This window comes from Jiangella rhizosphaerae, from assembly GCF_003579925.1.
GTDB lineage: Bacteria > Actinomycetota > Actinomycetes > Jiangellales > Jiangellaceae > Jiangella > Jiangella rhizosphaerae.
On record NZ_QUAL01000054.1, the window covers coordinates 35,265 to 58,767 of the forward strand.

Annotated in this window: 22 protein-coding genes; 17 read left to right on the forward strand and 5 right to left on the reverse strand. The window is 72.3% G+C overall.

Going from position 1 to position 23,503, the window contains the following annotated elements; translation table 11 throughout:
- From DY240_RS06825 to DY240_RS06855, 7 genes are all read left to right on the forward strand, one after another.
- Positions 1-501: a MarR family winged helix-turn-helix transcriptional regulator gene (locus DY240_RS06825; RefSeq protein ID WP_199700973.1), complete on the forward strand. Its 501-nt coding sequence runs from the start codon at positions 1-3 to the stop codon at positions 499-501.
- Between the two features lie 45 nt (positions 502-546).
- On the forward strand, positions 547-2,676 hold the full coding sequence (locus DY240_RS06830) for an MMPL family transporter (RefSeq protein WP_119659200.1): 2,130 nt from the start codon (positions 547-549) through the stop codon (positions 2,674-2,676).
- 16 nt (positions 2,677-2,692) lie between these two features.
- On the forward strand, positions 2,693-3,286 hold the full coding sequence (sigK, locus tag DY240_RS06835; protein ID WP_119659201.1) for an ECF RNA polymerase sigma factor SigK: 594 nt from the start codon (positions 2,693-2,695) through the stop codon (positions 3,284-3,286).
- Positions 3,283-4,023 carry an anti-sigma factor gene (locus DY240_RS06840; protein ID WP_119659202.1) on the forward strand — a complete coding sequence of 247 codons (741 nt, stop codon included), beginning with the start codon at positions 3,283-3,285 and terminating at the stop codon, positions 4,021-4,023. The genes sigK and DY240_RS06840 overlap by 4 nt, the downstream gene beginning before the upstream one ends.
- 306 nt (positions 4,024-4,329) lie before the next feature.
- A complete protein-coding gene (locus DY240_RS06845) occupies positions 4,330-6,150 on the forward strand; it encodes a hypothetical protein (protein ID WP_147375217.1) in 1,821 nt (606 codons plus the stop codon).
- 22 nt (positions 6,151-6,172) lie between these two features.
- Positions 6,173-7,012 carry a DUF4397 domain-containing protein gene (locus tag DY240_RS06850; protein ID WP_119659204.1) on the forward strand — a complete coding sequence of 280 codons (840 nt, stop codon included), beginning with the start codon at positions 6,173-6,175 and terminating at the stop codon, positions 7,010-7,012.
- Entirely contained in the window at positions 7,009-7,647 is a 639-nt protein-coding gene (locus DY240_RS06855) for a class F sortase (RefSeq protein WP_119659205.1), read from the forward strand. The genes DY240_RS06850 and DY240_RS06855 overlap by 4 nt, the downstream gene beginning before the upstream one ends.
- Before the next feature lie 148 nt (positions 7,648-7,795).
- Here DY240_RS06855 and DY240_RS06860 read toward each other — a convergent pair whose 3' ends face one another.
- Complete coding sequence (locus tag DY240_RS06860) at positions 7,796-8,944, reverse strand: L,D-transpeptidase family protein (RefSeq protein ID WP_199700975.1); 1,149 nt, start codon at positions 8,942-8,944, stop codon at positions 7,796-7,798.
- A gap of 264 nt (positions 8,945-9,208) precedes the next feature.
- On the opposite strand from DY240_RS06860, the gene mshA reads away from it, so the two are divergent.
- From mshA to DY240_RS06885, 5 genes are all read left to right on the forward strand, one after another.
- Entirely contained in the window at positions 9,209-10,486 is a 1,278-nt protein-coding gene (mshA, locus tag DY240_RS06865) for a D-inositol-3-phosphate glycosyltransferase (protein WP_233552638.1), read from the forward strand.
- An 88-nt stretch (positions 10,487-10,574) separates the two neighbouring features.
- Positions 10,575-11,069 carry a type III secretion system chaperone family protein gene (locus DY240_RS06870; protein ID WP_119659207.1) on the forward strand — a complete coding sequence of 165 codons (495 nt, stop codon included), beginning with the start codon at positions 10,575-10,577 and terminating at the stop codon, positions 11,067-11,069.
- Between the two features lie 10 nt (positions 11,070-11,079).
- On the forward strand, positions 11,080-11,826 hold the full coding sequence (locus DY240_RS06875; RefSeq protein ID WP_119659208.1) for a phosphoglyceromutase: 747 nt from the start codon (positions 11,080-11,082) through the stop codon (positions 11,824-11,826).
- A 104-nt stretch (positions 11,827-11,930) separates the two neighbouring features.
- A complete protein-coding gene (locus tag DY240_RS06880) occupies positions 11,931-12,632 on the forward strand; it encodes a FadR/GntR family transcriptional regulator (protein ID WP_119659209.1) in 702 nt (233 codons plus the stop codon).
- Positions 12,633-12,655: 23 nt separating this feature from the next.
- Complete coding sequence (locus DY240_RS06885; protein ID WP_119659210.1) at positions 12,656-13,234, forward strand: sugar O-acetyltransferase; 579 nt, start codon at positions 12,656-12,658, stop codon at positions 13,232-13,234.
- A 7-nt stretch (positions 13,235-13,241) separates the two neighbouring features.
- Here the strand turns inward: DY240_RS06885 and phoU are convergent, their stop codons facing one another.
- Positions 13,242-13,919, reverse strand: a complete 678-nt coding sequence (phoU, locus tag DY240_RS06890) for a phosphate signaling complex protein PhoU (protein WP_233552632.1) — start codon at positions 13,917-13,919, stop codon at positions 13,242-13,244.
- A gap of 173 nt (positions 13,920-14,092) precedes the next feature.
- Here phoU and DY240_RS06895 point away from each other — a divergent pair, with 173 nt between their 5' ends.
- On the forward strand, positions 14,093-15,274 hold the full coding sequence (locus DY240_RS06895) for a sensor histidine kinase (protein WP_119659212.1): 1,182 nt from the start codon (positions 14,093-14,095) through the stop codon (positions 15,272-15,274).
- Positions 15,271-15,951 (forward strand): response regulator transcription factor, encoded by a 681-nt coding sequence (locus tag DY240_RS06900; protein WP_119659213.1) that lies wholly within the window; start codon positions 15,271-15,273, stop codon positions 15,949-15,951. The genes DY240_RS06895 and DY240_RS06900 overlap by 4 nt, the downstream gene beginning before the upstream one ends.
- 309 nt (positions 15,952-16,260) lie before the next feature.
- On the opposite strand, the gene DY240_RS06905 is transcribed toward DY240_RS06900, so the two are convergent.
- Complete coding sequence (locus tag DY240_RS06905) at positions 16,261-17,643, reverse strand: glycoside hydrolase family 5 protein (RefSeq protein WP_119659214.1); 1,383 nt, start codon at positions 17,641-17,643, stop codon at positions 16,261-16,263.
- 165 nt (positions 17,644-17,808) lie between these two features.
- Here DY240_RS06905 and DY240_RS06910 point away from each other — a divergent pair, with 165 nt between their 5' ends.
- Positions 17,809-19,125: an ABC transporter substrate-binding protein gene (locus tag DY240_RS06910; RefSeq protein ID WP_119659215.1), complete on the forward strand. Its 1,317-nt coding sequence runs from the start codon at positions 17,809-17,811 to the stop codon at positions 19,123-19,125.
- Between the two features lie 21 nt (positions 19,126-19,146).
- Here the strand turns inward: DY240_RS06910 and DY240_RS06915 are convergent, their stop codons facing one another.
- Both DY240_RS06915 and DY240_RS06920 read right to left on the reverse strand, forming a co-directional pair.
- Positions 19,147-20,172: a LacI family DNA-binding transcriptional regulator gene (locus tag DY240_RS06915; protein WP_119659216.1), complete on the reverse strand. Its 1,026-nt coding sequence runs from the start codon at positions 20,170-20,172 to the stop codon at positions 19,147-19,149.
- A gap of 74 nt (positions 20,173-20,246) precedes the next feature.
- A complete protein-coding gene (locus tag DY240_RS06920) occupies positions 20,247-21,404 on the reverse strand; it encodes a Gfo/Idh/MocA family protein (protein WP_199700980.1) in 1,158 nt (385 codons plus the stop codon).
- 217 nt (positions 21,405-21,621) lie between these two features.
- On the opposite strand from DY240_RS06920, the gene DY240_RS06925 reads away from it, so the two are divergent.
- Complete coding sequence (locus tag DY240_RS06925) at positions 21,622-22,599, forward strand: carbohydrate ABC transporter permease (protein ID WP_119659218.1); 978 nt, start codon at positions 21,622-21,624, stop codon at positions 22,597-22,599.
- 97 nt (positions 22,600-22,696) lie between these two features.
- Positions 22,697-23,482 (forward strand): carbohydrate ABC transporter permease, encoded by a 786-nt coding sequence (locus tag DY240_RS06930; protein WP_407659285.1) that lies wholly within the window; start codon positions 22,697-22,699, stop codon positions 23,480-23,482.
- Positions 23,483-23,503: the final 21 nt, after the last annotated feature.

Below are 23,503 nucleotides of genomic sequence, written 5' to 3' on the forward strand. Positions count from 1 at the left end.
ATGGCGACGGAGACCCCCGGCGAGGCGGGACCCAGGGACGCGGGAACCGACGCCGTCATCCGGCAGCTCCAGACGCTCGGCGCCGAGATGGCCGACCTCGCCCGACGGTTCGGCGCCGCCCACGATCTCGACCACTCCGCCGCCCGCGCGCTGCTGGTGCTGGTGGCGGCCGAGCGCGAGGGCCGCGACGTCACGGCGGGGGCCATCGGGCACGAGCTCGGGCTCTCGTCGGCGTCGGTGACCGCGCTGGTCGACCGGCTGGTCGCGTCGGGCCACCTGCGTCGCGAACCCGACCCGCACGACCGCCGCCGTGTCCTCCTGCGGCTGGAGCCGTCGGCCGTCGCCCTGGGACCGGCCTACTTCGGTCCGCTCGCCGCCGACATGGCGGACCGGCTCGAGGCGTTCGACGAGCACGACCTCGACGTGGTGCGCCGGTTCCTCACCGCGGCGCTCGAGGCACTCGTCGCCCACCGGGAGCGTGGCGCGGCCGCTCGCGGGTAATATCTCGACCATCAAGAATCTCGACCATCGAAAGAAAGGTGGGCCATGTCCTCCCGCCTGCGCTGGTTGCTTCCTGCCCTCCTGCTGCTCGGCTGGCTGGCCGTCGGCGCCGTCGGCGGGCCGTACGCCGGTCGGCTCGGCGAGGTCGCGGAGAACGACAACGCCGCGTTCCTGCCCTCCGACGCGGAGTCGACCGAGGTCGCCGACGCACGCGAGCAGTTCCAGGACGCCGACGTGCTGCCCGCCGTCGTGGTCTGGGAGGACGCGTACGGGCTGGCGCCGGAGGCCGCCGACGAGGCCGCGGCCCAGCTCGAGGACGTGGCCGTGCTCGAGGGCGTCACCCCGCCGGTGAGCCCGCCGATCCCGGCCGAGGACGGGCAGGCGCTCACCGCCGTCGTCCAGATCGACACCTCCGGCGGCGCCGAGGTCGACGCCGTCGTCGAGGACGTCCGCGCCGTCCTCGGCGACGCGGCCGGGGCCGCGGTGCACGTGACCGGCCCGGCCGGGTTCGCCGCCGACCTCGGCGCGGCGTTCGCCGGCATCGACGGCGTGCTGCTCGTGGTGGCGCTGGCCGTGGTCCTGGTGATCCTGCTGGCCGTCTATCGCAGCCCGATCCTGCCGCTGGCCGTGCTGGTGTCGTCGGTGCTGGGGCTGGGCCTCGCGTCGTGGGTGGTCTACCTGCTGGCCGACGCCGGCACACTCACGCTGAACGGGCAGAGCCAGGGCATCATGTCCATCCTCGTGGTCGGCGCCGCCACCGACTACGCGCTGCTGCTGGTCGCCCGCTACCGCGAGGAGCTGCGCGAGCACCGAGGCCGCTTCGAGGCCATGGCGACGGCGCTGCGCCGGGCGGCCGGCCCGATCGTGGCGTCCGGCGGCACCGTCATCGCCGGCGTGCTGTGTCTGCTGCTGTCGAACCTCAACTCCAACCGCAGCCTGGGCCCCGTGGCCGCCATCGGCATCGGTGCCTCGCTGCTGGTGGCGCTGACCTTCCTGCCGGCCGTGCTGGTGCTGCTCGGCCGGGCGGCGTTCTGGCCGTTCCGGCCGCGGTACGGGTCGGCGGCGCCGGAGCACGCCGGCGTGTGGGACCGGGTCGCGCGGCTGGTCGGACGCCGGCCCCGGCGGCTGTGGGCCGGCGTCGGTGCGGTGCTGTTCGCACTCGCCGCACTGGTGCCGACGTTCCGTGCCGACGGCGTCAGCGAGAGCGAGCTGTTCCTCGACCGCGTCGAGGCCATCGAGGGGCAGGAGGCGCTGAGCCGGCACTTCCCGGGCGGCTCCGGCTCGCCCGTCCTCGTGATCGGCCCCGCCGCCGACACCGAGCGGGTCGCCGAGGTGGCCGCGGGCATCGACGGCGTGAGCCCGGCGGCGAACGCCCCGGACCCGCAGATCGCCGGCGACCGCGCGCTGCTCGAGCTCACCCTCGCCGACACCGCCGACAGCGACGCCGCCGTCAGCACCGTCCGCGAGCTGCGTGCCGCACTCGACGACGTCGGGACCGGCGTGCTGGTGGGCGGCCGGACGGCGGAGCTGCTGGACACCAACGAGATCTCGGCCCGCGACCGGACGCTGATCATTCCGGTGGTGCTGGCCGTGATCCTGCTGGTGCTCGTCTTCTTGTTGCGCTCCGTGCTGGCGCCGGTGCTGCTGGTGCTCACCGTCGTGCTGAGCTTCGCGGCGACGCTCGGCGTGGCCGGAGTGGTCTTCGACCACGTCTTCGGCTGGCCGGGCGCCGACCCCGGCGTGCCGCTGTTCGCGTTCGTGTTCCTGGTGGCGCTCGGCATCGACTACAACATCTTCCTGATGAGCCGGGTCCGCGAGGAGTCCGGCCGCATCGGCACCCGGCCGGGCGTGCTGCGCGGCCTCGCGGTGACCGGCGGTGTCATCACCTCGGCCGGGCTGGTGCTGGCCGCGACGTTCTCGGCGCTGGCGGTGATCCCCATCCTGTTCCTCGCGCAGATCGCGTTCCTGGTCGCGTTCGGGGTTCTGCTCGACACGTTCGTCGTGCGGTCGCTGCTGGTGCCGGCGCTCGCCTACGACATCGGCCCGCGCGTCTGGTGGCCCAACCGCGCTCTCGGGATTCGTACCGCACCGTCCGCGGATGGGCGCCGAATCGGCGGGACGGACCAATCCGTACGCCGTCCCGCTCCGAACACTCCTCAGTCCGGTGCACGATGACGGTGGAGGACGTTCGATGGTGACGCTGCGATCGGTACCGGCCGGTGGGCCGGAGCCGGAGCCGGGAGACCGGCTGGGCCGGCTGCTCGACCACTGCGCCCGCGGCGACACCGCCGCGTTCGAGCAGGTCTACGACGCCATGGCCGGGCCGGTCCTGGGCATCGCGACGACAGTGGTCCGCAACCGGGCAGTGGCCGAGGAGGTCGCGCAGGAGGTGCTAATCGAGGTGTGGCGGACCGCGTCGCGATACCAGCCGGAACGGGGCAGTGCGCGCGGCTGGATCCTCACCATCGCGCACCGCCGCGCCGTCGACCGCGTCCGCAGCGAGCAGGCCGGCACCGACCGCGAGGATCGTGTGGCCCGGCGCGACGACGAGCGGCCGTACGACCACGTGGCCGACGAGGTCGAGGCGAACGTCGAACGCGAGCAGGTGCGCCGGTGCCTCGATACGCTGACCGACCTGCAGCGTGAGTCGATCGCGCTGGCCTACTACGACGGTTACACCTATCGCGAGGTCGCTCAGTTGCTGCATGCGCCCCTCGGCACGGTCAAGACCCGGCTGCGCGACGGATTGGTGCGGCTGCGCGACTGCATGGGGGTGGCGCGATGAGCAAGCCCGTGGACGCCGGCATCCACACGCTGGCCGCGCCGTACGCGCTGCACGCGCTCCCATCGGACGAGGCGCGGCGGTTCGAGCAGCACCTCGAGCGGTGTGCGGACTGCCGCGTGGAGGTCGACGAGTTGCGCGAGACCGCCGCCCGGCTGGGCGCCGCCACCGCCGTCACGCCGCCGCCGCGCCTGCGCGAGGAGGTGCTGACACGGATCGCCGAGGTGCGGCCGCTGCCGCCCCGGGTCGCCGGCGGCCCGGCGCCGGTGCTGCGCCGGTGGTGGCCGCGGGTCGCCACCGGCCTGGTCGCGGCGCTCGTGGCCGGCATCGTCGTGCTCGGCATCCGGCTCGACGACGTGCAGGACGAGCTGGACCGGTCGCAGCAGATCGGCGCCCAGATGCGGCAGCTGGTCGAGGCCGACGACATGGAGATGGTCAGGGTCGGCCAGGGCGACAGCCAGGGCACCGTGCTGGTGGCACGCTCGCTCGACGTGGCGGTGTTCATCGGCGACGGCATGGCCCCCGCGCCGGACGGGCACACGTACCAGCTCTGGCTCATGCACGAGGACGGCGGCATGGTGTCGGCCGGGGTGCTGGGCAGTCCGCCGGACGGTCACGTCGGCCCGGTGACGGCCCGCGGACTGACCGGCGTCGACCGGCTCGGCGTCACCGTCGAACCCGACGGCGGGTCGCCGCAGCCGACCACGGACCCCGTCATGGTGATCGACCTGCCGGCCTGATCACCGCTGTCGGTCAGCTGAATCGATGACAATTCGGTTCATATAGTCCGTTTCCGGTATACACTCCCGCCGAAGACGTACCAGGCACCGCTTTCGCCTGATGGTCAGGAAACCGCGAGCCTGACCTGCCTGGCGATCATGGCTCGGCGTGCCCTGCCATGGCCCGGCGCGCAGGTCTGTGCGACACCTCGGGGGGAGGCGTCGGCGTTGCGCGACACCGTGTCGACCCTGCCTGCGTTGCCGCGGGACCTTGGTGACCTGCAACTTCCCATCCCGGTGCAGCCGCGGCCGCCGCGGCCACGGCCGGTGCGTACCTGGTTCCGCCGGCACGGTCGCGACTTCGCCTGGCTGGCCCCGCTGCTGGTGCTGGCCGGCTTCGTGCATTCGTCGGGCATGACTCGCGCGCCCGCGTTCACCGAGGTCGAGGGCGAGACGATCACGAGGATCGCCGACGGCGCCTGGTCACTGCCCGCCGACTTCGGCCTGGCTCAGCTGGCGGCGTGGATCGGCCCGGCCGGCGCACTGGACCGCGCCGCGCACGCCGTCGCCGCGGGGCGTGAGGCGCTGCTGGTCGTGCAGCTGCTGGGCGTGGTCCTGCTGTGGATGCTGGCGCGTCGCCTGGACGTGGCCCGGCCGGCCGCCGCGGTCGCCGTCGCCGTCTTCGCCGTCTCGCCGCTGGCCCTGTACCTGCACCGGATGGTTCTGGTCGAGAACGTCGCGGTGCTCTGGATGCTGCTCGGGTTCGCGTTGGCGACGGCGCGCCGCCGTCAGCCGGTCGCGTTCCCGGCCGCCGGCGTCGCCGTCCTGCTGGCCGTGCTCACGCAGGCCACCTTCGTCGTGGTCGCGCCGTTCGTGGTGTGGACGATGTGGCAGCAGGTGACGGCGCGCGCGTGGCGGCTGGCTCTGGGCGGGCTGGCCGCCGCGACGGCCGCCGGGGGCTACGTGTACGTGCTGTTCTCGCTGGCCGGGCCGGTCCGGGGTGGTGAGGCACCGGAACACCTCTGGTCGCTGGATCCGGTGCTGGTGGCGGTCGGGCCGGCCGCGGCGGCCGCGGCGCTGCTGTTCCGGCCGCTGCGCCCGGCGGCGGGTGCCTTGCTGACGCTGGCGCTGCTCATCGTGGTGCCCGGCGGGTCCGCGGCCGTCGCACTGCCGATCGCGGCGGTGCCACTGGCGGCGTTGCTGGTGCCCGCCGCCGCGCACCGGCTGATCGTGCGGCTGCTGACGGTACGCGGCCGGCCGGAGGCGATGCCGCTGGCCATCATGACGGCGACGGCGGCCGCCGCGCTGATCGTGGTGGTGACGGCGACCTGGCCCGGTGAACTGCGGCCGCTGCTGCGCGGCGACGCCGTCGCCCCGGTCGCGCAGGCCGAGCGCTGGATCGAGGCCAACGTCCCTCGCGACGCCCGGCTGGTGGTCGACCACACGATGCGCGAGGACCTGCTGCGGTCCGGGTTCTCCGCCGGCGGCGTGCTGCCGTTCACCAGCTTTCCCGTGGCGACGGCGCCGGGTGACCTGTTGCCGCTCGGCGCCGCCGTCCCCGCACGCCGGACGTTCGAGCCGCGGCCGCCGGGCTGGACCCACTACGACTACATCGTGTCGACCCCCGCGTTGCGTGCCGACGACACCGACCGGCCCGACGTCCGGACCGCGTTGGTCGAGTCGACCGTCGTGGCGGAGTTCGGCAGCGGCGGCGGGCGGGTGGAGATCCGGGCGATCCACCCGCTCGGCCGGGCGGTCGCGGAGGCCGTGGCGGCCGGCGACCGGCGCACCGTCCGCTATGCGACCGGCCAGTTGCTGCGCAACGACGCTCTGACCTTCAACGCCGCCGCTCGCGCCGTCGCGTCCGCCGGGCGCGTCGACCCGCGGCTGGTGATCGTCCTGGGCAAGCTGTCCGGCACGCACCAGCTGGACGTGTCGCTGCCGGCGCTGCCGGGCGAGCAGGACGGGGTGCGCCGGCGGCTGGTCCTCGGCGGGCTGCCGACGGAGGACGAGGCGGCTCGGCTGGCGCTGTGGCTGCTGGGTCAGCCGCCGCCGTTCACGCCGTCGCAGGTCGACACCGACGGGACCACCGTCGTCGCCACCTATTCGCTGGCCGCGCCGCGCGGTCTGCTCCCCGATCCACCGTAGGAGACACCCAGAGGAGACCGGTATGAAGCGCATCGTCATGTCACTGGCCACGGCCGTGGGAGTGGTCGCCCTGGCCGCCGGCACCGCCACCGGCGCCCAGGGCACCGAGGAGCCGGCGGCCGCGGGCTGGGCCCGGCTGGCGCACCTGTCGCCGGACACCCCGGAGGTCGACGTCAGCCTGACCGGCCTCGACGGCGAGTCCGTGCTGGAGCTGCAGGACGTCGGCTACGGCGATGTGTCCAACTACGCGCGGCTGCCCGCCGGGACGTACACCGCCGCGATGCGCCCGGCCGGCGCGCCGGCCGACTCCGAGCCGGTGATCACCGCCGCGGTCGAGATCCAGGACGGCGTCGCGATCACCGTGGCCGCGGTCGGCATGAACGCCGACCTCTCCGGCCGGATCCTCGTCGACGACCTGACGGCGCCCGCGGCCGGTCAGGCCAGGGTCCGGCTGATCTCGGCCGCCGTCTCCTCCCCGTCGGTGACCGTCACGACCGACACCGGGACGGTTCTGGCCGACGACACCACGTTCGGGACGGCGACGGACTACACCGAGGTGCCCGGCGGCCGCTGGACCCTGGCGATCAGCAGCGACGCCGGCACCGGCAGCACCGACGTCGACCTCGCCGCCGGCAGCGTCAACACCCTCGTCGTCCTCGACGTCGACGGCGAGCTGAACGTCATCGGCGTCGTCGACAGCACCGGCACGCCGGAATCCCCGGCCGGTGGGATGCGGACCGGCGGTCGCGGGCTCGACGCCGAGCGGTCCGCCGCGGTTCCGGCGGCCACGCTCGGGCTGGCGGTGCTCCTGCTGGCCGGTGCCGGCGCCGGGGCCGGTGCCTGGGTGCGCCGGGCGGCATGAGACGGACCGCGACGGCGCTGGTGGTCGCTGCCCTGCTGGTGGCGGCCGCCGGCGCCTGCGGTTCCGATGACGGCGCGGTCCCGGCCGCCGGTGGGGCGGCCGGCGGCGGATCGGCTGCGCCCGTCCCGTCCGGTGCGGTCACGGTGTCCACGCCGTCAGAGCCGGCGACCGGGCCGCGGCCGATCCCCGTCGACGACACCGTGCCGGTGCGGGTGCGGATCCCGGCGATCGGGGTCGACAGCGCGCTGGAGACGCTGCACCGCGCCGACGACGGCCGGCTGGCCGCTCCGGAAGACTGGCAGACGGCCGGCTGGTTCGCCGGCGGTCCGATCCCCGGCGCGCCCGGCCCCGCCGTGATCGCCGGTCACGTCGACTCGCCGGACGGCCCCGCGGTCTTCGCCGGCCTCGCCCGGCTCCGCCCCGGCGACCGGGTGGAGGTCGAGCTCAGCGACGGTGCCGTCGCGGCGTTCGAGGTCGACGGCAGCCGCAGGGTGCCCCAGGCGGACTTCCCCACCGACGAGATCTACGGCCCGGTGCCCGACCGGCAGCTCCGGCTGATCACCTGCCACACCTTCGACGAGGCGGCCGGCCACTACGTCGACAACCTCGTGGTCTTCGCGACGGTGACGGGCTGAGCGCGGCCCGGACCCGCGAAGCCGTTGCTCGGGGATGCATCGTCTTGCTGGAGCTCTGCTGTCCGTTCAGACGGCAGAGCTCCAGCGGCGCGAACGGCCGGCGGGGTTCCGGCGACCGGCTGGGCCCGGCCGCCGTCGCACCCGCGCGTCAGGACCAGTAGACGATGACGTCGTCGCCGACGTTGACCTGGTCGAACAGGGACTCGATAGCATCGCGGTCGCGGACGTTGACGCAGCCGTGCGAGCCGCCGTTGTAGCCGTTGGCGGCGAAGTCGGGCGAGTAGTGCACGGCCTGGCCGCGGCTGAAGAACATCGCGAACGGCATCGGGGTGTCGTAGAGCGACGACACGTGGTCGCGCGACTTCCAGTACACCTCGAACTCGCCCTCGCGGGTCGGCGTCAGCTCGGTGCCGAAGCGGACGTCCAACGTCATGCGGACCTCGCCGTCGATGACCCAGCGCAGGGAGTTCGTCGACTTGTCGATGCACAGCACCCGGCCGGTGAGGCAGCGCGGGTCGAGGCCGTCGGTGTTGCCGCCGTTGTTCTCGGGCTCGCGGTTGTGCAGTTCGTCGTCGGTGGGGGTGCGGGTCATCTCGACCAGCTTGTCCCAGGTGCGCTGGTCGACCTCGCCGGTGACGGGGAAGCCACGCTTGTCCTGGAAGCCCTTGACCGACTCGGTGGTGGTGTCGCCGTACGTGTCGGTGACATCGCCGCTGAACCAGTCGATCTGCTTGAGCCTGGCCTGCAGCTCGCGGACCTGGTCGCCGGTGTCGCCGGGGCCGAGGATCGTCGGGCCCGGGGTCAGGCGGTTGTGCAGCTCGTCGTCGGTGGGCTCGCGGGTCATGCCGACGAGGGTGTCCCAGGTGACCTGGTCGACGGCGCCGGTGGCCGGCAGCTCGCGCTTCTCCTGGAACCCGGAGACGGCGGTGACGGTGACGTCGTCGAACTCGCCGGTGATGTCGGGCGCGTACCACGCCAGCTGCTTGAGCCGGGCCTGCAGCTCGCGGACCTGGTCGCCGCTGGCGCCGGCGGCCATCAGAGCCTCGGGCGTGGGTGTCGTGGTGGGAGTCGGCGTCGGGGTGGCCGTCGGTGTGGGGGTGGGTGTCGCCGTCGGGGTCGGGGTGTCCGATGGCGGCTGCTCGGACGGCAGCGTCGCGGAGCGGCCGGAGTCCTGTGGGCTGGCCGACGCCGGCTCGTCGCGGCCGAACTGGTTCAGGCCGATGAGCACGGCCGACACCACAGCGACGGCGAGCACGGCGATGAGCGCACCCACGCCGGCCTTCCTGCCACGCGTCACGATGGTTCCTTCCCCTCCTGACGACGTCCCCTCGACGCCGCTCCCACCCTTGAAGACTCACCAAGCCGGGACCAGGTTGCCGTAATGAGGCGGCAATCTCCATCACGACTCGGTATCGGTGGCACAGATGTCTCGGGCTTTTCGCGTTTATCGAGCTGAATCGGGAGTTATCGAGCGAGGGCGCTCACTGTGCCAGGGAATCGGCGGTCGCCGCAGCCGGTTGTGCGAACTGTGATGTCGGGCACGCGCACACCACGCCGGGTGATGATGCTCAGCGTCCACACCTCACCGCTCGACCAGCCCGGTGGCGGCAACGCCGGCGGCATGAACGTCTACGTCGTCGAGCTGGCCCGCCGGCTGGCCGGTCTGGGCGTCCAGGTCGAGGTGTTCACCCGGGCGACGGCGGCCGAGCAGCCGCCGGTGGTCGAGACGGCGCCGGGTGTCCTGGTCCGGCACGTCGCCGCCGGACCGTACGAGCTGCTCCCGGTCGCCGAGGTGCCGGCGCAGCTGTGCGCGTTCACGTCCGGTGTGCTGCGCGCCGAGGCGAAGCGCCCGCCCGGCTCGTACGACCTCGTCCACTCGCACTATTGGCTCTCCGGCCACGTCGGCTGGCTGGCGACCAGCCGCTGGGGCGTCCCGCTCGTGCACTCCATGCACACCATGTCCAAGGTGAAGAACCTGTCACTGGCCGACGGCGAACAGCCCGAGCCGCGCGAGCGGGAGCTCGGCGAGGAGCAGGTCGTCGCGGCCGCCGACATGCTGGTGGCCAGCACCGACGACGAGGCCGCCCAGCTGGTCGAGCTGTACGGCGCCGACCCCGCCCGGGTCGCGACCGTCCCGCCGGGCGTCGACCTCGACGTCTTCGCGCCCGGCCCGGCGGCCGCCGCCCGCTCCCGGCTGGGGCTGCCGGCCGACGCCGTCGTCCTGTTGTTCGCGGGGCGCATCCAGCCGCTCAAGGCGCCGGACGTGCTGGTGCGGGCCGCGTCGCTGCTCGTCGCGCGCGACCCGGGGCTGCGCGAGCGGCTGGTCGTCGCCGTCGTCGGCGGACCATCGGGGTCGGGCATGGCTGAGCCGCACGCGTTGACGCGGCTGGCGGACCGGCTCGACATCGCCGACGTCGTCCGGTTCGAGCCGCCGGTGGACCAGCGGGAGCTGGCCGACTGGTACCGCGCCGCCGACCTCACCGCCGTCCCGTCCTACAGCGAGTCGTTCGGACTGGTGGCGCTGGAGTCGCAGGCCTGCGGCACGCCGGTCGTCGCCGCCGCGGTGGGCGGGCTGCGCACCGCCGTCGCCCACGACGTCTCCGGCCTGCTGGTCGACAGCCACGACCCCGCCGTCTGGGCCGACGCCGTCGCGGGGCTGATCGGCGACCGCGACCGGCTGCGCCGCCTCGCCACCGGCGCCGTGGCGCACGCGGCCGAGTTCGGCTGGGACGCCACCGCGGCCCGTATGCTCGACGTCTACACGACGGCGTTGCGGCACCGGCCGGAGGGGTATGCAATACCGAGGACTCTAGGTGACCGAAGGTCATTGAACGCTTAGTCCTTCGGTCCAGGGCGTAAGCCGACTGGGGAGCGATCGTGCTCATTGCATAACCCGACTTCTGACTAGGGCTCGAGGTGATGACGGCATGACGACCGACGACGGTCCCGCCGCGGTCGTCCGCGCCTATCTGCGCGACTCCGGGCAGCCGTGGGACGAGCCCGCGCCCGGCGAATTCGCCGTCGAGCTGCCCGGCGACCGCAAGCTGAAGACGTCGTGCGGCCTGGCCGTCCGCGACCACAGCCTGGTGGTCAACGCGTTCGTCGCCCGCCGGCCCGACGAGAACCACGAGGCCGTCTTCCGCTGGCTGCTCGAGCGCAACGCCCGGCTGTCCGGCATCGCGTTCGCCGTCGACCCCGCCGGCGACATCTATCTGGTCGGACGGCTCCCGCTGCACGCCGTCACGCCCGACGAGGTCGACCGCCTGCTCGGTGTCGTGCTCGACACCGCCGACTCCTCGTTCAACACCATCCTCGAGCTCGGGTTCGCCTCGTCCATCCGGCGCGAATGGGAATGGCGGCTGTCCCGCGGCGAGTCCACCCGCAACCTGGCCGCCTTCGAGCACCTGAAACCGGCACCGTAAGCTGACCGTCATGACCTATCGCCTGGTGCTGCTCCGTCACGGCGAGAGCGAGTGGAACGCGAAGAACCTCTTCACCGGGTGGGTCGACGTCGACCTCACCGCGGCCGGCGAGGCCGAGGCCCGGCGCGGCGGCGAGCTGCTGAAGGCGCGCGGTGTGCTGCCCGACGTGCTGCACACCAGCGTGCTGCGCAGGGCCATCCGCACCGCCACCATCACCCTCGACGTCGCCGACCGGCACTGGATCCCGGTGCGCCGGTCCTGGCGGCTCAACGAGCGCCACTACGGCGCTCTGCAGGGCAAGGACAAGAAGCAGACGCTGGCCGAGTTCGGCGAAGAGCAGTTCATGCTCTGGCGCCGCTCGTACGACACCCCGCCGCCGCCCATCGACCCCGGCGACGAGTACGCGCAGACCGGCGACCCCCGCTACGCCGACCTGCCGCCCGAGCTGCTGCCCGCCACCGAGTGCCTCGAGGACGTGCTCGGCCGGTTCCTGCCGTACTGGTACGACGCCATCGTGCCCGACCTTCGCCGCGGCCAGACGGTCGCCGTCGTCGCGCACGGCAACTCGCTGCGGGCGCTGGTCAAACACCTCGACGACATCTCCGACGACGCCATCGCCGGGCTGAACATCCCCACCGGCGTGCCGCTGCTCTACGAGCTGGACGAGTCGATGCGGCCGGTCACCGCGGGCGGCGAGTACCTCGACCCGGACGCCGCCGCGGCGGCCATCGAGGCGGTCAAGAACCAGGGCCGCTGAGGCCCGCGTCCCCATGTCGTCAAGGGCGTCACCAGGCTCGACCTGGTGGCGCCCTTCATCGTCGGACGTATAGTCCGAACAGCGCAGCGAGGGGGAACGAACGCATGGCAGTGACCGACGTCGCCATCGAGAAGATCAAGCAGATGATCGTCAGTGGCGAGCTGGGCCCTGGCGACCGGCTGCCGCGTGAGGCCGACCTCGCCGAGCGGCTGGGGCTGTCGCGCAGCTCTCTGCGTGAGGCGGTCCGCGCGCTGTCGCTGATCCACGTCCTCGACGTGCGGCAGGGCGACGGTACCTACGTCACCAGCCTGTCGCCCCACCTGCTGCTGGACGCGATGGCGTTCGTCGTCGACTTCCACCGCGACGACACCGTCCTGCACTTCCTCGAGGTGCGCCGCGTCATCGAGCCGGCCGCCGCGGCCATGGCGGCGGTCCGGATGAGCGACGACGACATCGCGAAGCTCGATGAGATCCTGGCGCCGCTGGGCCCCGACACCGGCGTCGAGGAGCTGGTCGCCAGCGACCTGGAGTTCCACCGGCTGATCGCCGAGGGCTCCGGCAACCCGGTCCTCTGCTCGCTGGTCGAGAGCCTGTCCGGGCCGACGCACCGGGCCCGGGTCTGGCGGGGCATGACGCAGGAGGCGGCGACGGCCCGGACGCTGGCCGAGCACCGGTCGATCGTCGACGCGATCCGGGCGCGGCAGCCCGAGGTCGCCCGCTCGTGGGCGACGGTGCACGTGGCGGGCGTCGAGCAGTGGCTGCGCGACGCGCTCACCCCGGCCCGGGACGGCGCCGCCGACCACTAGCGGCGGTGCGCGACAATCGTCGAATGCCCAAGGACCGCATCATGCCGATCCATGACCCGGAGCTTCTGACCAGGGGCGAGCGTGTTCTGGGTCCCGAGTTCAGAGCGATGAGCGAGCGGGTGGTGCGGGTCACGGAACTGACCTCCCGGCTCAACGTCCTCCCGTTCGACGACGAGGCGGGCAAGGCGGCGCTGTTCGAGCAGATCCTGGGCCGGCCGCTCCCGGAGCGGGTCACGATCTACCCGCCCTTCTACACCGACCACGGGCTGCGCCTCGACCTGGCGGAGCGGGTCTTCATCAACCAGAACTGCACGTTCCTGGACTACGCCGGCATCAGGCTGGGCGCGGGCGTCATGGTCGGCCCGAAGGCCACGTTCATCACGATGAGCCACCCGGTGGATCCCGGCGAGCGGCGTCAGTACCTCGACGGAGCGCCGATCGAGGTGGCGGAGAACGTGTGGATCGGCGCCGGCGCGACGATCCTGCCCGGCGTCAGCATCGGCCGCGACTCGGTGGTCGCGGCCGGAGCGATCGTCGCCGACGACGTGCCGGCGGCGAGCCTGGTCGCCGGGCCCAAGGGGACCGTGCGCCGTCGGTGGTAGCGCGGTTTCAGTGGCCGGCCGTGCTGTCGGCCCACTCGATCTCGCCGGTCACCAGGTAGCGCACGTTGATGGCGATGTGGACCGCGTGGTCGGCGAACCGCTCGTAGTAGCGGCCCAGCAGCGCGATGTCGACGGCCACCTCGACGCCGCGGTCCCACTCGTCGTCGAGCAGCACGGCGAACAGCGACCGGTGCAGGCGGTCCATCTCGTTGTCGTCGCGCGCCAGCGCCGCGGCGGCGTCGAGGTCGCGGGTGCGCAGCACCTCGACGGCCTTGCTCGACATGTCGCAGGCGGCGCGGCCCATGGCGGCGAAGGTCTGGCGCAGCTCATCGGGGACGGCGTGGTCGGGGTAGCGCATCCGCGCGACCTTGGCGACGTGGACGGCGAGGTCGCCCATGCGCTCGGCGTCGGACGTCGTGCGCAGGGCGGACGTGACGGTGCGCAGCTCCGAGGCGACCGGGCCCTGGGTGGCCATGAGCTCGAGCACCTGCTCGTCGATCTCGAGCTGGTCGCGGTTGATGCTGGAGTCGGACGCCATGGCCTGCTCGGCAGCGTCGAGGTCGGCCTCGAGCAGAGCCTTGGTGGCCAGGGCCATCAGCTCGCCGGTCTTGCGGATCATCCCGATCAGGCGGCCGTTGACCTCGTCGAGCTGCTCGTGGTACGCCTCACGCATTGGCTTCGTCATCCTGTCGTCCTCGGGGTGGGCAGGGTGCTCCCGTCTGATCAGCGTAGGTGCAATTGATGGACGGGCTGCGCCGCAAGGTGAATGGGCCGCGAAGTCTCGGTGAACATGCGGCCGAAATCCCGCCGTGAAGTGTCTTGAAGTGGAGATGAACTCCGCTGTGGCACATACCATCGGTGGATGTGGATGCCGTGACAGCCGGAGCGCTGGCCGCGTGTGTCGGCGCAGCGGTCGGCCTCGCGGCGGGCCTGGCGTTCAAGGCCAGCGAGCGCGCCCAGCACCCGCCCGAGCCGCCACGGGCGTCGCGCGTCCCCGAGGGGGTCGACGAGGTCCTCTCCGTGCTGCGCTCCAGCGCCATCGTGCTCGACAGCGCCCTCGACGTCGTCAAGGCCAGCCCGTCGGCATACGCGTTCGGCTTGGTCCGGCACGACCGCGTGGCGGTGCCCGAGCTGGTCGAGCTGACCGAGCGGGTGCGCCGCGACGGCCAGATCCGCGAGGTCCAGCTCGAGATCCCGCGCTCGCGCGACACCACGCAGACGCTGTACGTGTCGGCCCGGGTCGCCCCGCTCAACAGCAAGCTGCTGCTGGCGCTGGTCGAGGACCGCACCCACGAGATCCGTGTCGACGAGGTCAGGCGCGACTTCGTCGCCAACGTGTCGCACGAGCTGAAGACGCCGGTGGGCGCGCTGCTGCTGCTCGCCGAGGCGGTCGAGGACGCCAAGGACGACCCCGAGGCGGTGCAGCGCTTCGCCGAGCGCATGCAGCGCGAGGGCGCCCGGCTCACGCGGCTGGTCCAGGAGATCATCGACCTGTCCCGGCTGCAGTACGACGACCCCGTCGCCTCGCCCGAGTCCGTCGACGTCGACAGCGTGGTCGAGGCCGCCCTCGACCGCAGCCGGGTGGAGGCGGAGAAGCACAAGATCCGGCTCACCTCCGGCGGCACGCCGGGGCTGCAGGTGCTGGGCAACGTCGAGCAGCTGGTCATCGCGCTGGGCAACCTCGTCGAGAACGCGGTGAACTACAGCCCTCCCAATACCCGCGTCGCCGTCGGCGTACGCCGACGCGACGACCTCGTCGAGATCAGCGTCACCGACCAGGGCTTCGGCATCGCCGAGAGCGAGCTGGACCGCATCTTCGAGCGGTTCTACCGGGTCGACCCGGCCCGGTCCCGGGCCACCGGAGGCACCGGCCTGGGACTGTCCATCGTCAAGCACATCGCCGCCAGCCACGGCGGCGAAGTAGGCGTGTGGAGCGTGCAGGGAGCAGGGTCCACCTTCACCCTGCGGCTGCCGCTGCACCCGCACCGAACCGGGCAACCGTCCGCGTTCGATACGCCAGTTGGTAAGGAGACGCCGTGACCCGCGTGCTCGTCGTCGAGGATGAGGATTCGTTCAGCGACGCCCTGTCGTACATGCTCCGGAAGGAGGGCTTCGAGGTCGCCGTCTCCGTGACCGGCGACGACGCCCTCGACGAGTTCGACCGGGGCGGAGCGGACCTCGTACTGCTCGACCTCATGCTGCCGGGCCTGTCCGGGACCGAGGTCTGCCGCCAGCTGCGGCAGCGCTCCAACGTCCCGGTCATCATGCTGACCGCCAAGGACTCCGAGGTCGACAAGGTCGTGGGCCTCGAACTGGGCGCCGACGACTACGTCACCAAGCCGTTCTCCTCGCGCGAGCTGGTCGCCCGCATCCGCGCGGTGCTGCGCCGCGGCACCGAGCCCACCGAGACGAGCCAGGCCGTGCTGGGCGCCGGCCCGGTCCGCATGGACGTCGACCGCCACGTCGTCACCGTCAACGGCGAGACCGTCCGCCTGCCGCTGAAGGAGTTCGAGCTGCTCGAGCTGCTGCTGCGCAACGCCGGCCGGGTCCTCACCCGCGCCCAGCTGATCGACCGCATCTGGGGCGCCGACTACGTGGGCGACACCAAGACGCTGGACGTGCACGTGAAGCGGCTGCGGGCGAAGATCGAGCCCGACCCCGCCGCGCCGACCTACCTGCTGACCGTCCGCGGCCTCGGCTACAAGCTGGAGGCCTGAGCCGGGGGTTCGCCGGCTTGTGCCGCGTTGGTCGTCCCCCTGCTGCCCGCGGCTCAGAACGGGCAGCTACCAGGGGGACGGGGGGAGTCTGGCGACGGCTTCCGGGCCGTTGCCCCGTTACGGTGTGGCGTTGGTGTCGTGAGTTGTCCACATGGTGAGATTTCACCGTGATTCTGGGGCCATCACGAGGATTGCCCCAGCGTCAACACCCCTACAGCCATGGTGAAGCTCACGTAATCCTCGTGATGTAGGCGATCGCCGATGATCATCGCTGTCCACAGCCCGACAAACGGTGCGAAACGGGCACGCTCATGTGAGGTTCGCCCGCAGCACGCTCGCCAGCTCGTCACGGACGACGCAGGCGTCGAAGGCGAACGACGCGGCCAGCTCGGCCGCCTCGGCGGGGGTGACGCCCTCGAAGCAGGCGCCGAAGCGCTCGGCCATCGGCTCGGCCAGCAGGATGTTGCGCACCAGCAGGCCGAGCCAGGCGCGCCGGCCCCACGGGTACGGCGCGAAGTCGGGGAACTCCTGGTCGAACAGCTCTTCGATCGGCCGCATGACGGCGCGGACGTCGCGGTCGGTGCCACCCCACGAGTCGGTGCCGAGACGGTTCTTCCGCTCCAGCTCAGGTGCGATGCGCCGCAGGTACGGCGAGTCGGCGCGGGCGTGCACCAGCCCCTGCAGTCCGACGTCCTTGTACGTCCACAGCGACCAGCTGGCGCCGTGCTCGTCGTAGATCGCCAGCTGGTCCGCGAGCAGCCGTAGGCACGCCTCGTCCCGCGACCGGTCCCCGGTGTAGATGGGGCCGAACTCGCCGATCCAGATCGGGGTGCCGGTGCGCCGCATGAACTCCGTCCGGCGCAGGAAGGTCCGCTCCAGCTCCTCGCGGTCGAACCATTCGCCGCGGGTGATGCCCGGGTAGGTGCCGTCGCGGGCGATGCCGGGCAGCGCGTAGTCGTGCGCGGTGTAGACGGTGTCCGGGAACGGCTCGGCGAACATCGAAAAGTCGGTGGAGTAGCGGTTGCCGTCGAGGAACAGCACGTGCCGCGGGTCGACGGCGCGGATGGCCGCCGACAGCCGCTCGTAGAAGGGTCCGATGGCCTCCCCGCTGGGATCGGCCGGTTCGTTGAGCGGGTTGTAGCCGGCGACGGCGGGTTCGTCGCGGTAGCGGTCGGCCAGCGCCTCCCACAGGTGCACGACGCGGTCCTGGAAATGCCGGTGCTGCCAGAAGAATGCCTGGTGGGTGGGGTTGTCGCTGTGCCAGTTCTGGTTCTGGTGGCCGGGCGCGGCGTGCAGGTCGAGGATCGTGTGGATGCCGTGCCGCGCGCAGGCCCGCACCGCCCGGTCCAGGCGGCGGAAGCCCGACTCCTTCAGCTCGAACGGGCGGTCGTCGTCCTCGAAGTGCCGGTAGCCGAACGGCACGCGGACGGCGTTGACGCCCAGCCCGGCGAGGAACGCGGCGTCGGCGTCGGCGAAGAAGTCGTCGAGGAACCGGTCGAAGAACCGCTCGTAGCCCTCCGGGCCCAACGCCGCCCGCAGCGCGGCGCGGTGCTGTGACTCCGTCCCCGCGTACCCGGTGATGAAGTTCTCCATGTTCATCCAGCCGCCCAGGCCGACGCCGCGCAGCCGGACCGGCCGCCCCTGGTCGTCGGTGAGCCGGGCGCCCTCGACCCGGATCCACGGCAGAGACATGTGGCCCCCTCGGGAACAATCTAGAAACCGGTTCCTGCGAAGGCTAGCCAGACGGTACGACGCCGTGCAACCATGGCGAACCACGCAAGTAGAACCGATTCAATTCGGTACTTCCGCTGGGAAACCGGTAACTCACCAGCGCGCTTCGGAGAGAGGACGAGCACGATGGGGCACCTGATGGGACGCGGCGCGATGCGGCGCCGCGCGGCGATCGGGGTCACGGCGGCCGCTTTGCTGGCCGTCTCGGCATGTGGCGGAGGCAGCACGGAGTCCGGCGACTCCGGCGAGGTGACGCTGCGCTTCGCCTGGTGGGGCAACGACGAGCGGGCGCGGATCACCCAGCAGGCCATCGACGCGTTCGAGGAGGAGCACCCGGACATCACCGTCGAGGGTGAGCCGCTGGACTTCGAGGGCTACTTCGACCGCCTCGCCACCAGCGTCGCCGCGCGCGACGCCCCGGACGTCATCACCCTCGGCGGCGCCTACCCGCGCGAGTACGGCGACCGCGGCGCGCTGCTGGATCTGTCGACCGTGGCCGACCAGCTGCCCACGGACGACATCGACGAGGCGGCGCTGAGCAACGGGTTCTTCAGCGGCGTGCAGTACAGCATCCCCACCGGCGTCAACACCTATTGCGTCGTCGTCAACCCGGAGGTCTTCGCGGCTGCCGGCGTCCCGCTGCCCGACGACACCACCTGGACGTGGGACGACTTCGTCGCCATCGCCCAGCAGATCTCCGACGCCTCGCCGGAGGGCACGTACGGCGCGGCCGACCCGACCAGCGCGGACACCCTCGACCTCTACGCGCGCCAGCGCACCGGCGACGGCCTGTACACCGAGGACGGCGGCGTCGCCATCGAGCCGGCCACCGCCGCGGAGTGGTGGACGATGACGAAGGCGATGAGCGAGTCCGGCGCCACGCCGCCGGCCACGCTCACGGCCGAGCTGGGCGGCCAGCCCTCGCCCGAGCAGACGCTGATGGGCCGCGGCCTGGCCGGCATGCAGCTGGACTGGAGCAACCAGCTGACCGCACTGCGCACGGCGTCGGGCGCGCCGCTGGAGCTGTTGCGGGCGCCCGGGGAGTCCGACGGCGTCGCGCCCGGCATGTGGCTGCAGGCGTCGCAGTCGTACGCCATCTCCTCGACCAGCGAGCACCCCGAGGAGGCGGCGATGCTCATCGACTTCCTCGTCAACAGCGAGGAGGCGGCGTCGTTCATCCTCGCCGACCGCGGGCTGCCGGCGAACGCCGAGGTCTTGGAGGCCATCACGCCGCAGCTGGACGAGCACACGACCGCCCAGGCGGAGTTCATCGCCGAGATCAGCGAGGACGTCAACCCCGACCTCGTCATCGGCCCGGCCGGTTCGACCGAGACCCGCAACATCGTCGTCCGGCTCAACGACGAGGTGCTCTTCGACCGGATGTCGGTCGACGAGGCCGCGACCTCGCTCGTCGACGAGGTGAGCGCCGCCATCGCGCAGTGACGCGGCGCGGGTGCGCGCGACCTAGGCCCCGTTCGCCGACGCCGCCGGGCCGGTGCTTCCGCGCACGACCAGGCGGGGCCGGAACCGGGCGTCGGCGGGCGGCGGCTCGCCGTTCAGCAGCGCCCACAGCCGCTGCCAGGCCCGCTCGCCGAGCTCGGTGGGCGGGACGGCGGCGGTGGTGAGCGGCGGCGTCGTGTACTGCGCGAACGGGATGTCGTCGAACCCGGCCACCGAGATCTGGCCCGGCACCGAGACGCCCAGCTCGTGCAGGCCCGACAGCGCGCCGAACGCCACGAGGTCGTTGTAGGCGATGACGGCCGTGCAGCCGTCGTCGAGCAGCCGGCCGGCGACCGCGTGGCCGTCGCTGAACGTCGCGCCGCACTCGTGCTCGACCAGCTCGACGCGTCCGGCCGCGGCGAACCCGCGCAGCGTACTGAGCCGCTGCAGGTTGGAGGCGCTGGTGGGCGGGCCGGCCAGATAGGCCAGCCGGCGGTGGCCCAGCCCCTGCAGGTGGGAGACGAGATCGCGGATGCCGGCCGCGTAGTCGACGGTGACCGACGGGACCGACAGGCCCACGGCGTCGCGGTTGACCAGGACGAACGGTGCCAGCTTGGGCGCGAGCGCGGCCAGCTCGTCGTCGGGCATGCGCGGTGCGCACAGCACCAGACCGTCGCAGCGCCGGCGCGCCTCGAGGGCGATCAGCCCCTCCTCGGCGACGTTCTCCTCGGAGTCGGCGACCAGCAGCCGATGCCCCTGGGTGGCGGCGGCGTGGCTGAGGCTGCGCAGGACGTCCTGGAACATCGGGTTGGCGAGGTCGGGCACGACCAGCGCGATGGTGGTGGTGCGGCCGACCGCGAGGCTGCGGGCGAGCACGCTCGGCTGGTAGTTGAGCGCGGCGGCGGCCCGCCTGACCCGCTCGGCCAGATGGGGCGCCACCGTGGAGCTGCCGTTCATGACGCGCGACACCGTCGCCCGGGACACCCCGGCCAGCTCGGCCACCCGGCTGATGGTGGCCGGCCGGGTGTCGTCGTCGGTCTCCGCCGTCATGGTCCCCCTCCCCGGCGTGCCCGTCGACACGGACGAGGCACTGATCGTATCGCTCACGACATTGGTCGGTCGGCTCACTGGGACCCCACCGTTCCGGCCCATGGCAGACCCTGCTCCCGAAAGGTGCGCAGCGTCGTGGCGGCGTGGTCGACGGCGTCGTCGACGCCGCTCACCACGGCGTGCGCGCCGGGGCCGTCGCCGACGAGGACGCGGTGCGGTTCGGCGATGCGCACCGGCGGCGGCGACGTGCGGACAGCCTCGAGCACCTCGGTGAACGCGCCGGACCGCTCCAGCGGGGAGATCAGCGGCACCGACGGGTCGCGCCGGTGCGCCAGCAGGTTCTCGAGCAGGTCGGTGAACGGGAACTCCCGTGTGGTGGTGCCGCCTGCGGTCGTGACGTCGACCCGGCCGGTCTTGTACCAGAGCACCGCACGGCCCCGGCTGCCCACGACGACGACGTACGGCTCGCGCGACTGGCTCGCGCACAGCGTCAGGGCCGCGACGACGGTGCCGCCGCGCCGCGTCGTGACGCGCACGCACGAGGTGTCGTCGGCCTCGATGTCGTTGGCCCGGAACAGCTCGGTGTGCACGCCGGCGAGGTCGCCGCGGCGGTCGCCGCCGTCGACGCGCAGCGCCGTCGCCAGTGCGTGGGCGAGCGGGTTGGTGACCACGCCGTCGACCACCGGGCGGCCGTCGAGCACGCGCCGGCCGGCCCAGGCCGACCGCTGCCAGTACGCCCGCGTGCGGACCCAGGCGCCGGCCGCGCCCACCCCGCGGACCTCGCCGAGGACGCCGTCGGCGACCAGCCGCCGGACGTGCTCGACCGCCTCGGTGCCGAAGCTCTGGAACCCGACCTGGACGCGCCGGCCGGTGCGGGCCAGCCGTTCGGCCAGCGCGTCGAAGCCGGCGAGCGTCGGCGCGGGCGGCTTCTCCAGCAGCACGTCGGCGCCGGCCTCGAGCGCGGCCTCGGTGAGGTCGACGTGCCGGTGGATGGGGGCGGCCACGACGACGACGTCGGGGCGCACCTTGTCGAGCAGCTCGGGCAGGCCGTCGGTCCACGGCGTCCCGGCCGGCACGCCGTCGAGGTCGGGCGACGGCGGCCGCGGGTCGCAGACGCCGGCCAGTTCGGCGGCGCCCGACGCGGAGAGCGCGGCCAGCCGGCGCAGGTAGGTGGCGCCATAGCCGTAGGCACCGGCGAGCACGACGCGCGTGGGGGCCGGGCGGCTGGTCATGGACACCTCCGGGGGTGGTGCTGGCGAGTAACCGGTATCTCAGCGTAGCCTACCGCCACGAGCAGGAGGTTCACGCCCACGCGCTCCAGACTCTTGCCCGCGATTGACACCCGACCGTACGCTTGCTAGAAATCGGTATCTCGACGGACAGCGCTTTCCGTGGTCCCCGTGGCCGCGACCGTGCCCGTCGATCACAGAGACCGCGAGGAGGTCACCGATGACCACCGTCCCGACGTTCTCGCGCGGGCGGGCGCCCGGCGAGCCACCACCGCAGGCGGCGCCCGACCCGCCCGCGCCGCGCCGGAACCGGCGCAGTCCGCTCGCCAAGCGTGAGGGACGGGTGGCCTACCTGTTCCTCGCGCCCTGGTTCATCGGGATGGTGGTCATCACCATCGGACCGATCCTGGGCTCGCTGTACCTCTCGTTCACCGAGTACAGCCTGCTGCAGCCGCCGGAGTGGCTGGGCCTGGACAACTACCGGCGCATGCTCGACGACGAACGGCTGCACACCGCGCTGCGGGTGACCTTCACCTACGTGTTCGTGTCGGTGCCGCTGCAGCTGGCGCTGGCCCTCGCGCTGGCGTTCTTCCTCGACCGCGGCGTGCGGGGCCTCGCGCTGTACCGGTCGATCTACTACCTGCCGTCGCTGCTCGGCGGCAGCGTGGCGATCGCCATCCTGTGGCGGCAGATCTTCGGCACCGAGGGCCTGATCAACCAGCTGCTCGGCATGGTAGGCATCGAGGGCGAGGGCTGGGTCTCGCACCCCGACCACGCGCTGTCCACGTTGATCGTGCTGAACGTGTGGACGTTCGGCGCGCCGATGGTGATCTTCCTGGCCGGGCTGCGGCAGATCCCGACGATGTACTACGAGGCGGCCGAGGTCGACGGCGCCGGCGGGTTCACCAAGTTCTGGCGCATCACCATCCCGCTGCTCACGCCGATCATCTTCTTCAACCTCGTGCTGCAGATCATCGGGTCGTTCCAGACGTTCACGCAGGCGTTCATCGTCAGCGGCGGCACCGGCGGACCGGCCGACTCCACGCTCTTCTACACGCTCTACACCTACCAGCGGGGCTTCGGCTCGTTCGAGATGGGCTACGCGTCGGCGCTGGCCTGGGTCCTGCTGGTGATCATCGCCGGGTTCACGGCGGTGAACTTCCTCGCGGCGAAGCGGTGGGTGCACTATGGCGACTGACCTCGAATCGATCGCCGCGCCCGATCCCGCGGCCCTGGCCGCCCGGCGCCGCCGCGACGGCCGGAAGCGGCGGCTGCTCAAGCACGTCGTGCTCATCATGTTCGGCTTCGCGATGCTCTATCCGCTGCTGTGGATGGTGTCGAGCTCGTTCAAGCCGTCGGACCTGATCTTCCGCGACGTGTCGATCATCCCGAGCGAGTTCGACTTCAGCAACTACACCGACGGCTGGAACGCCCTGGCGCGGCCGTTCCACCACTACCTGATCAACTCGGCGATCATCGTCGGGTTCTCGGTGGTGGGCAACCTGCTCAGCTGCGCGATGGCGGCCTACGCGTTCGCCCGGCTGCAGTTCCGCGGGCGGCGGCTGTTCTTCGCCGCGATGCTCGGCACGATCATGCTGCCGATCCACGTGGTGATCGTGCCGCAGTACATCCTGTTCTCGGAGCTGGACTGGATCAACACCTACTACCCGCTGATCGTCCCGAAGTTCCTGGCCACCGACGCGTTCTTCATCTTCCTCATGGTGCAGTTCATCCGCGGGCTGCCCCGCGAGCTGGACGACGCCGCGCGCATCGACGGCTGCGGCCACTTCCGGATCTTCTGGCGGATCATCATGCCGCTGTGCCTGCCGGCGCTGGCGACCACGGCGATCTTCACCTTCATCTCGGTATGGAACGACTTCTACAGCCAGCTGATCTTCGTCACCGACCCCGACCTCTACACCGTGCCGGTCGCGCTGCGCACGTTCGTCGACTCCCAGGGCGAGTCCGCCTGGGGGCCGCTGTTCGCGATGTCGCTGGTCGCGCTGGGGCCGATCTTCGGCTTCTTCCTGGCCGGGCAGCGCTACCTCATGCGCGGCATCGCCACGACCGGCATCAAGTGACCCCTCCCGAGAGGACCTTCT

Bases quoted from the DNA above. Each gene is read 5' to 3' on its own strand.
- DY240_RS06910 (WP_119659215.1), top strand. From the start codon at position 17,809: ATGGGGCACCTGATGGGACGCGGCGCGATGCGGCGCCGCGCGGCGATC.
- DY240_RS06920 (WP_199700980.1), bottom strand. From the start codon at position 21,404: ATGACCAGCCGCCCGGCCCCCACGCGCGTCGTGCTCGCCGGTGCCTAC.
- DY240_RS06915 (WP_119659216.1), bottom strand. From the start codon at position 20,172: ATGACGGCGGAGACCGACGACGACACCCGGCCGGCCACCATCAGCCGG.
- DY240_RS06875 (WP_119659208.1), top strand. From the start codon at position 11,080: ATGACCTATCGCCTGGTGCTGCTCCGTCACGGCGAGAGCGAGTGGAAC.
- DY240_RS06930 (WP_407659285.1), top strand. From the start codon at position 22,697: ATGTTCGGCTTCGCGATGCTCTATCCGCTGCTGTGGATGGTGTCGAGC.
- DY240_RS06855 (WP_119659205.1), top strand. From the start codon at position 7,009: ATGAGACGGACCGCGACGGCGCTGGTGGTCGCTGCCCTGCTGGTGGCG.
- DY240_RS06825 (WP_199700973.1), top strand. From the start codon at position 1: ATGGCGACGGAGACCCCCGGCGAGGCGGGACCCAGGGACGCGGGAACC.
- DY240_RS06850 (WP_119659204.1), top strand. From the start codon at position 6,173: ATGAAGCGCATCGTCATGTCACTGGCCACGGCCGTGGGAGTGGTCGCC.
- mshA (WP_233552638.1), top strand. From the start codon at position 9,209: ATGATGCTCAGCGTCCACACCTCACCGCTCGACCAGCCCGGTGGCGGC.
- DY240_RS06830 (WP_119659200.1), top strand. From the start codon at position 547: ATGTCCTCCCGCCTGCGCTGGTTGCTTCCTGCCCTCCTGCTGCTCGGC.
- DY240_RS06840 (WP_119659202.1), top strand. From the start codon at position 3,283: ATGAGCAAGCCCGTGGACGCCGGCATCCACACGCTGGCCGCGCCGTAC.
- DY240_RS06905 (WP_119659214.1), bottom strand. From the start codon at position 17,643: ATGTCTCTGCCGTGGATCCGGGTCGAGGGCGCCCGGCTCACCGACGAC.
- DY240_RS06885 (WP_119659210.1), top strand. From the start codon at position 12,656: ATGCCCAAGGACCGCATCATGCCGATCCATGACCCGGAGCTTCTGACC.
- DY240_RS06880 (WP_119659209.1), top strand. From the start codon at position 11,931: ATGGCAGTGACCGACGTCGCCATCGAGAAGATCAAGCAGATGATCGTC.
- phoU (WP_233552632.1), bottom strand. From the start codon at position 13,919: ATGACGAAGCCAATGCGTGAGGCGTACCACGAGCAGCTCGACGAGGTC.
- DY240_RS06925 (WP_119659218.1), top strand. From the start codon at position 21,622: ATGACCACCGTCCCGACGTTCTCGCGCGGGCGGGCGCCCGGCGAGCCA.
- DY240_RS06870 (WP_119659207.1), top strand. From the start codon at position 10,575: ATGACGACCGACGACGGTCCCGCCGCGGTCGTCCGCGCCTATCTGCGC.
- sigK (WP_119659201.1), top strand. From the start codon at position 2,693: ATGGTGACGCTGCGATCGGTACCGGCCGGTGGGCCGGAGCCGGAGCCG.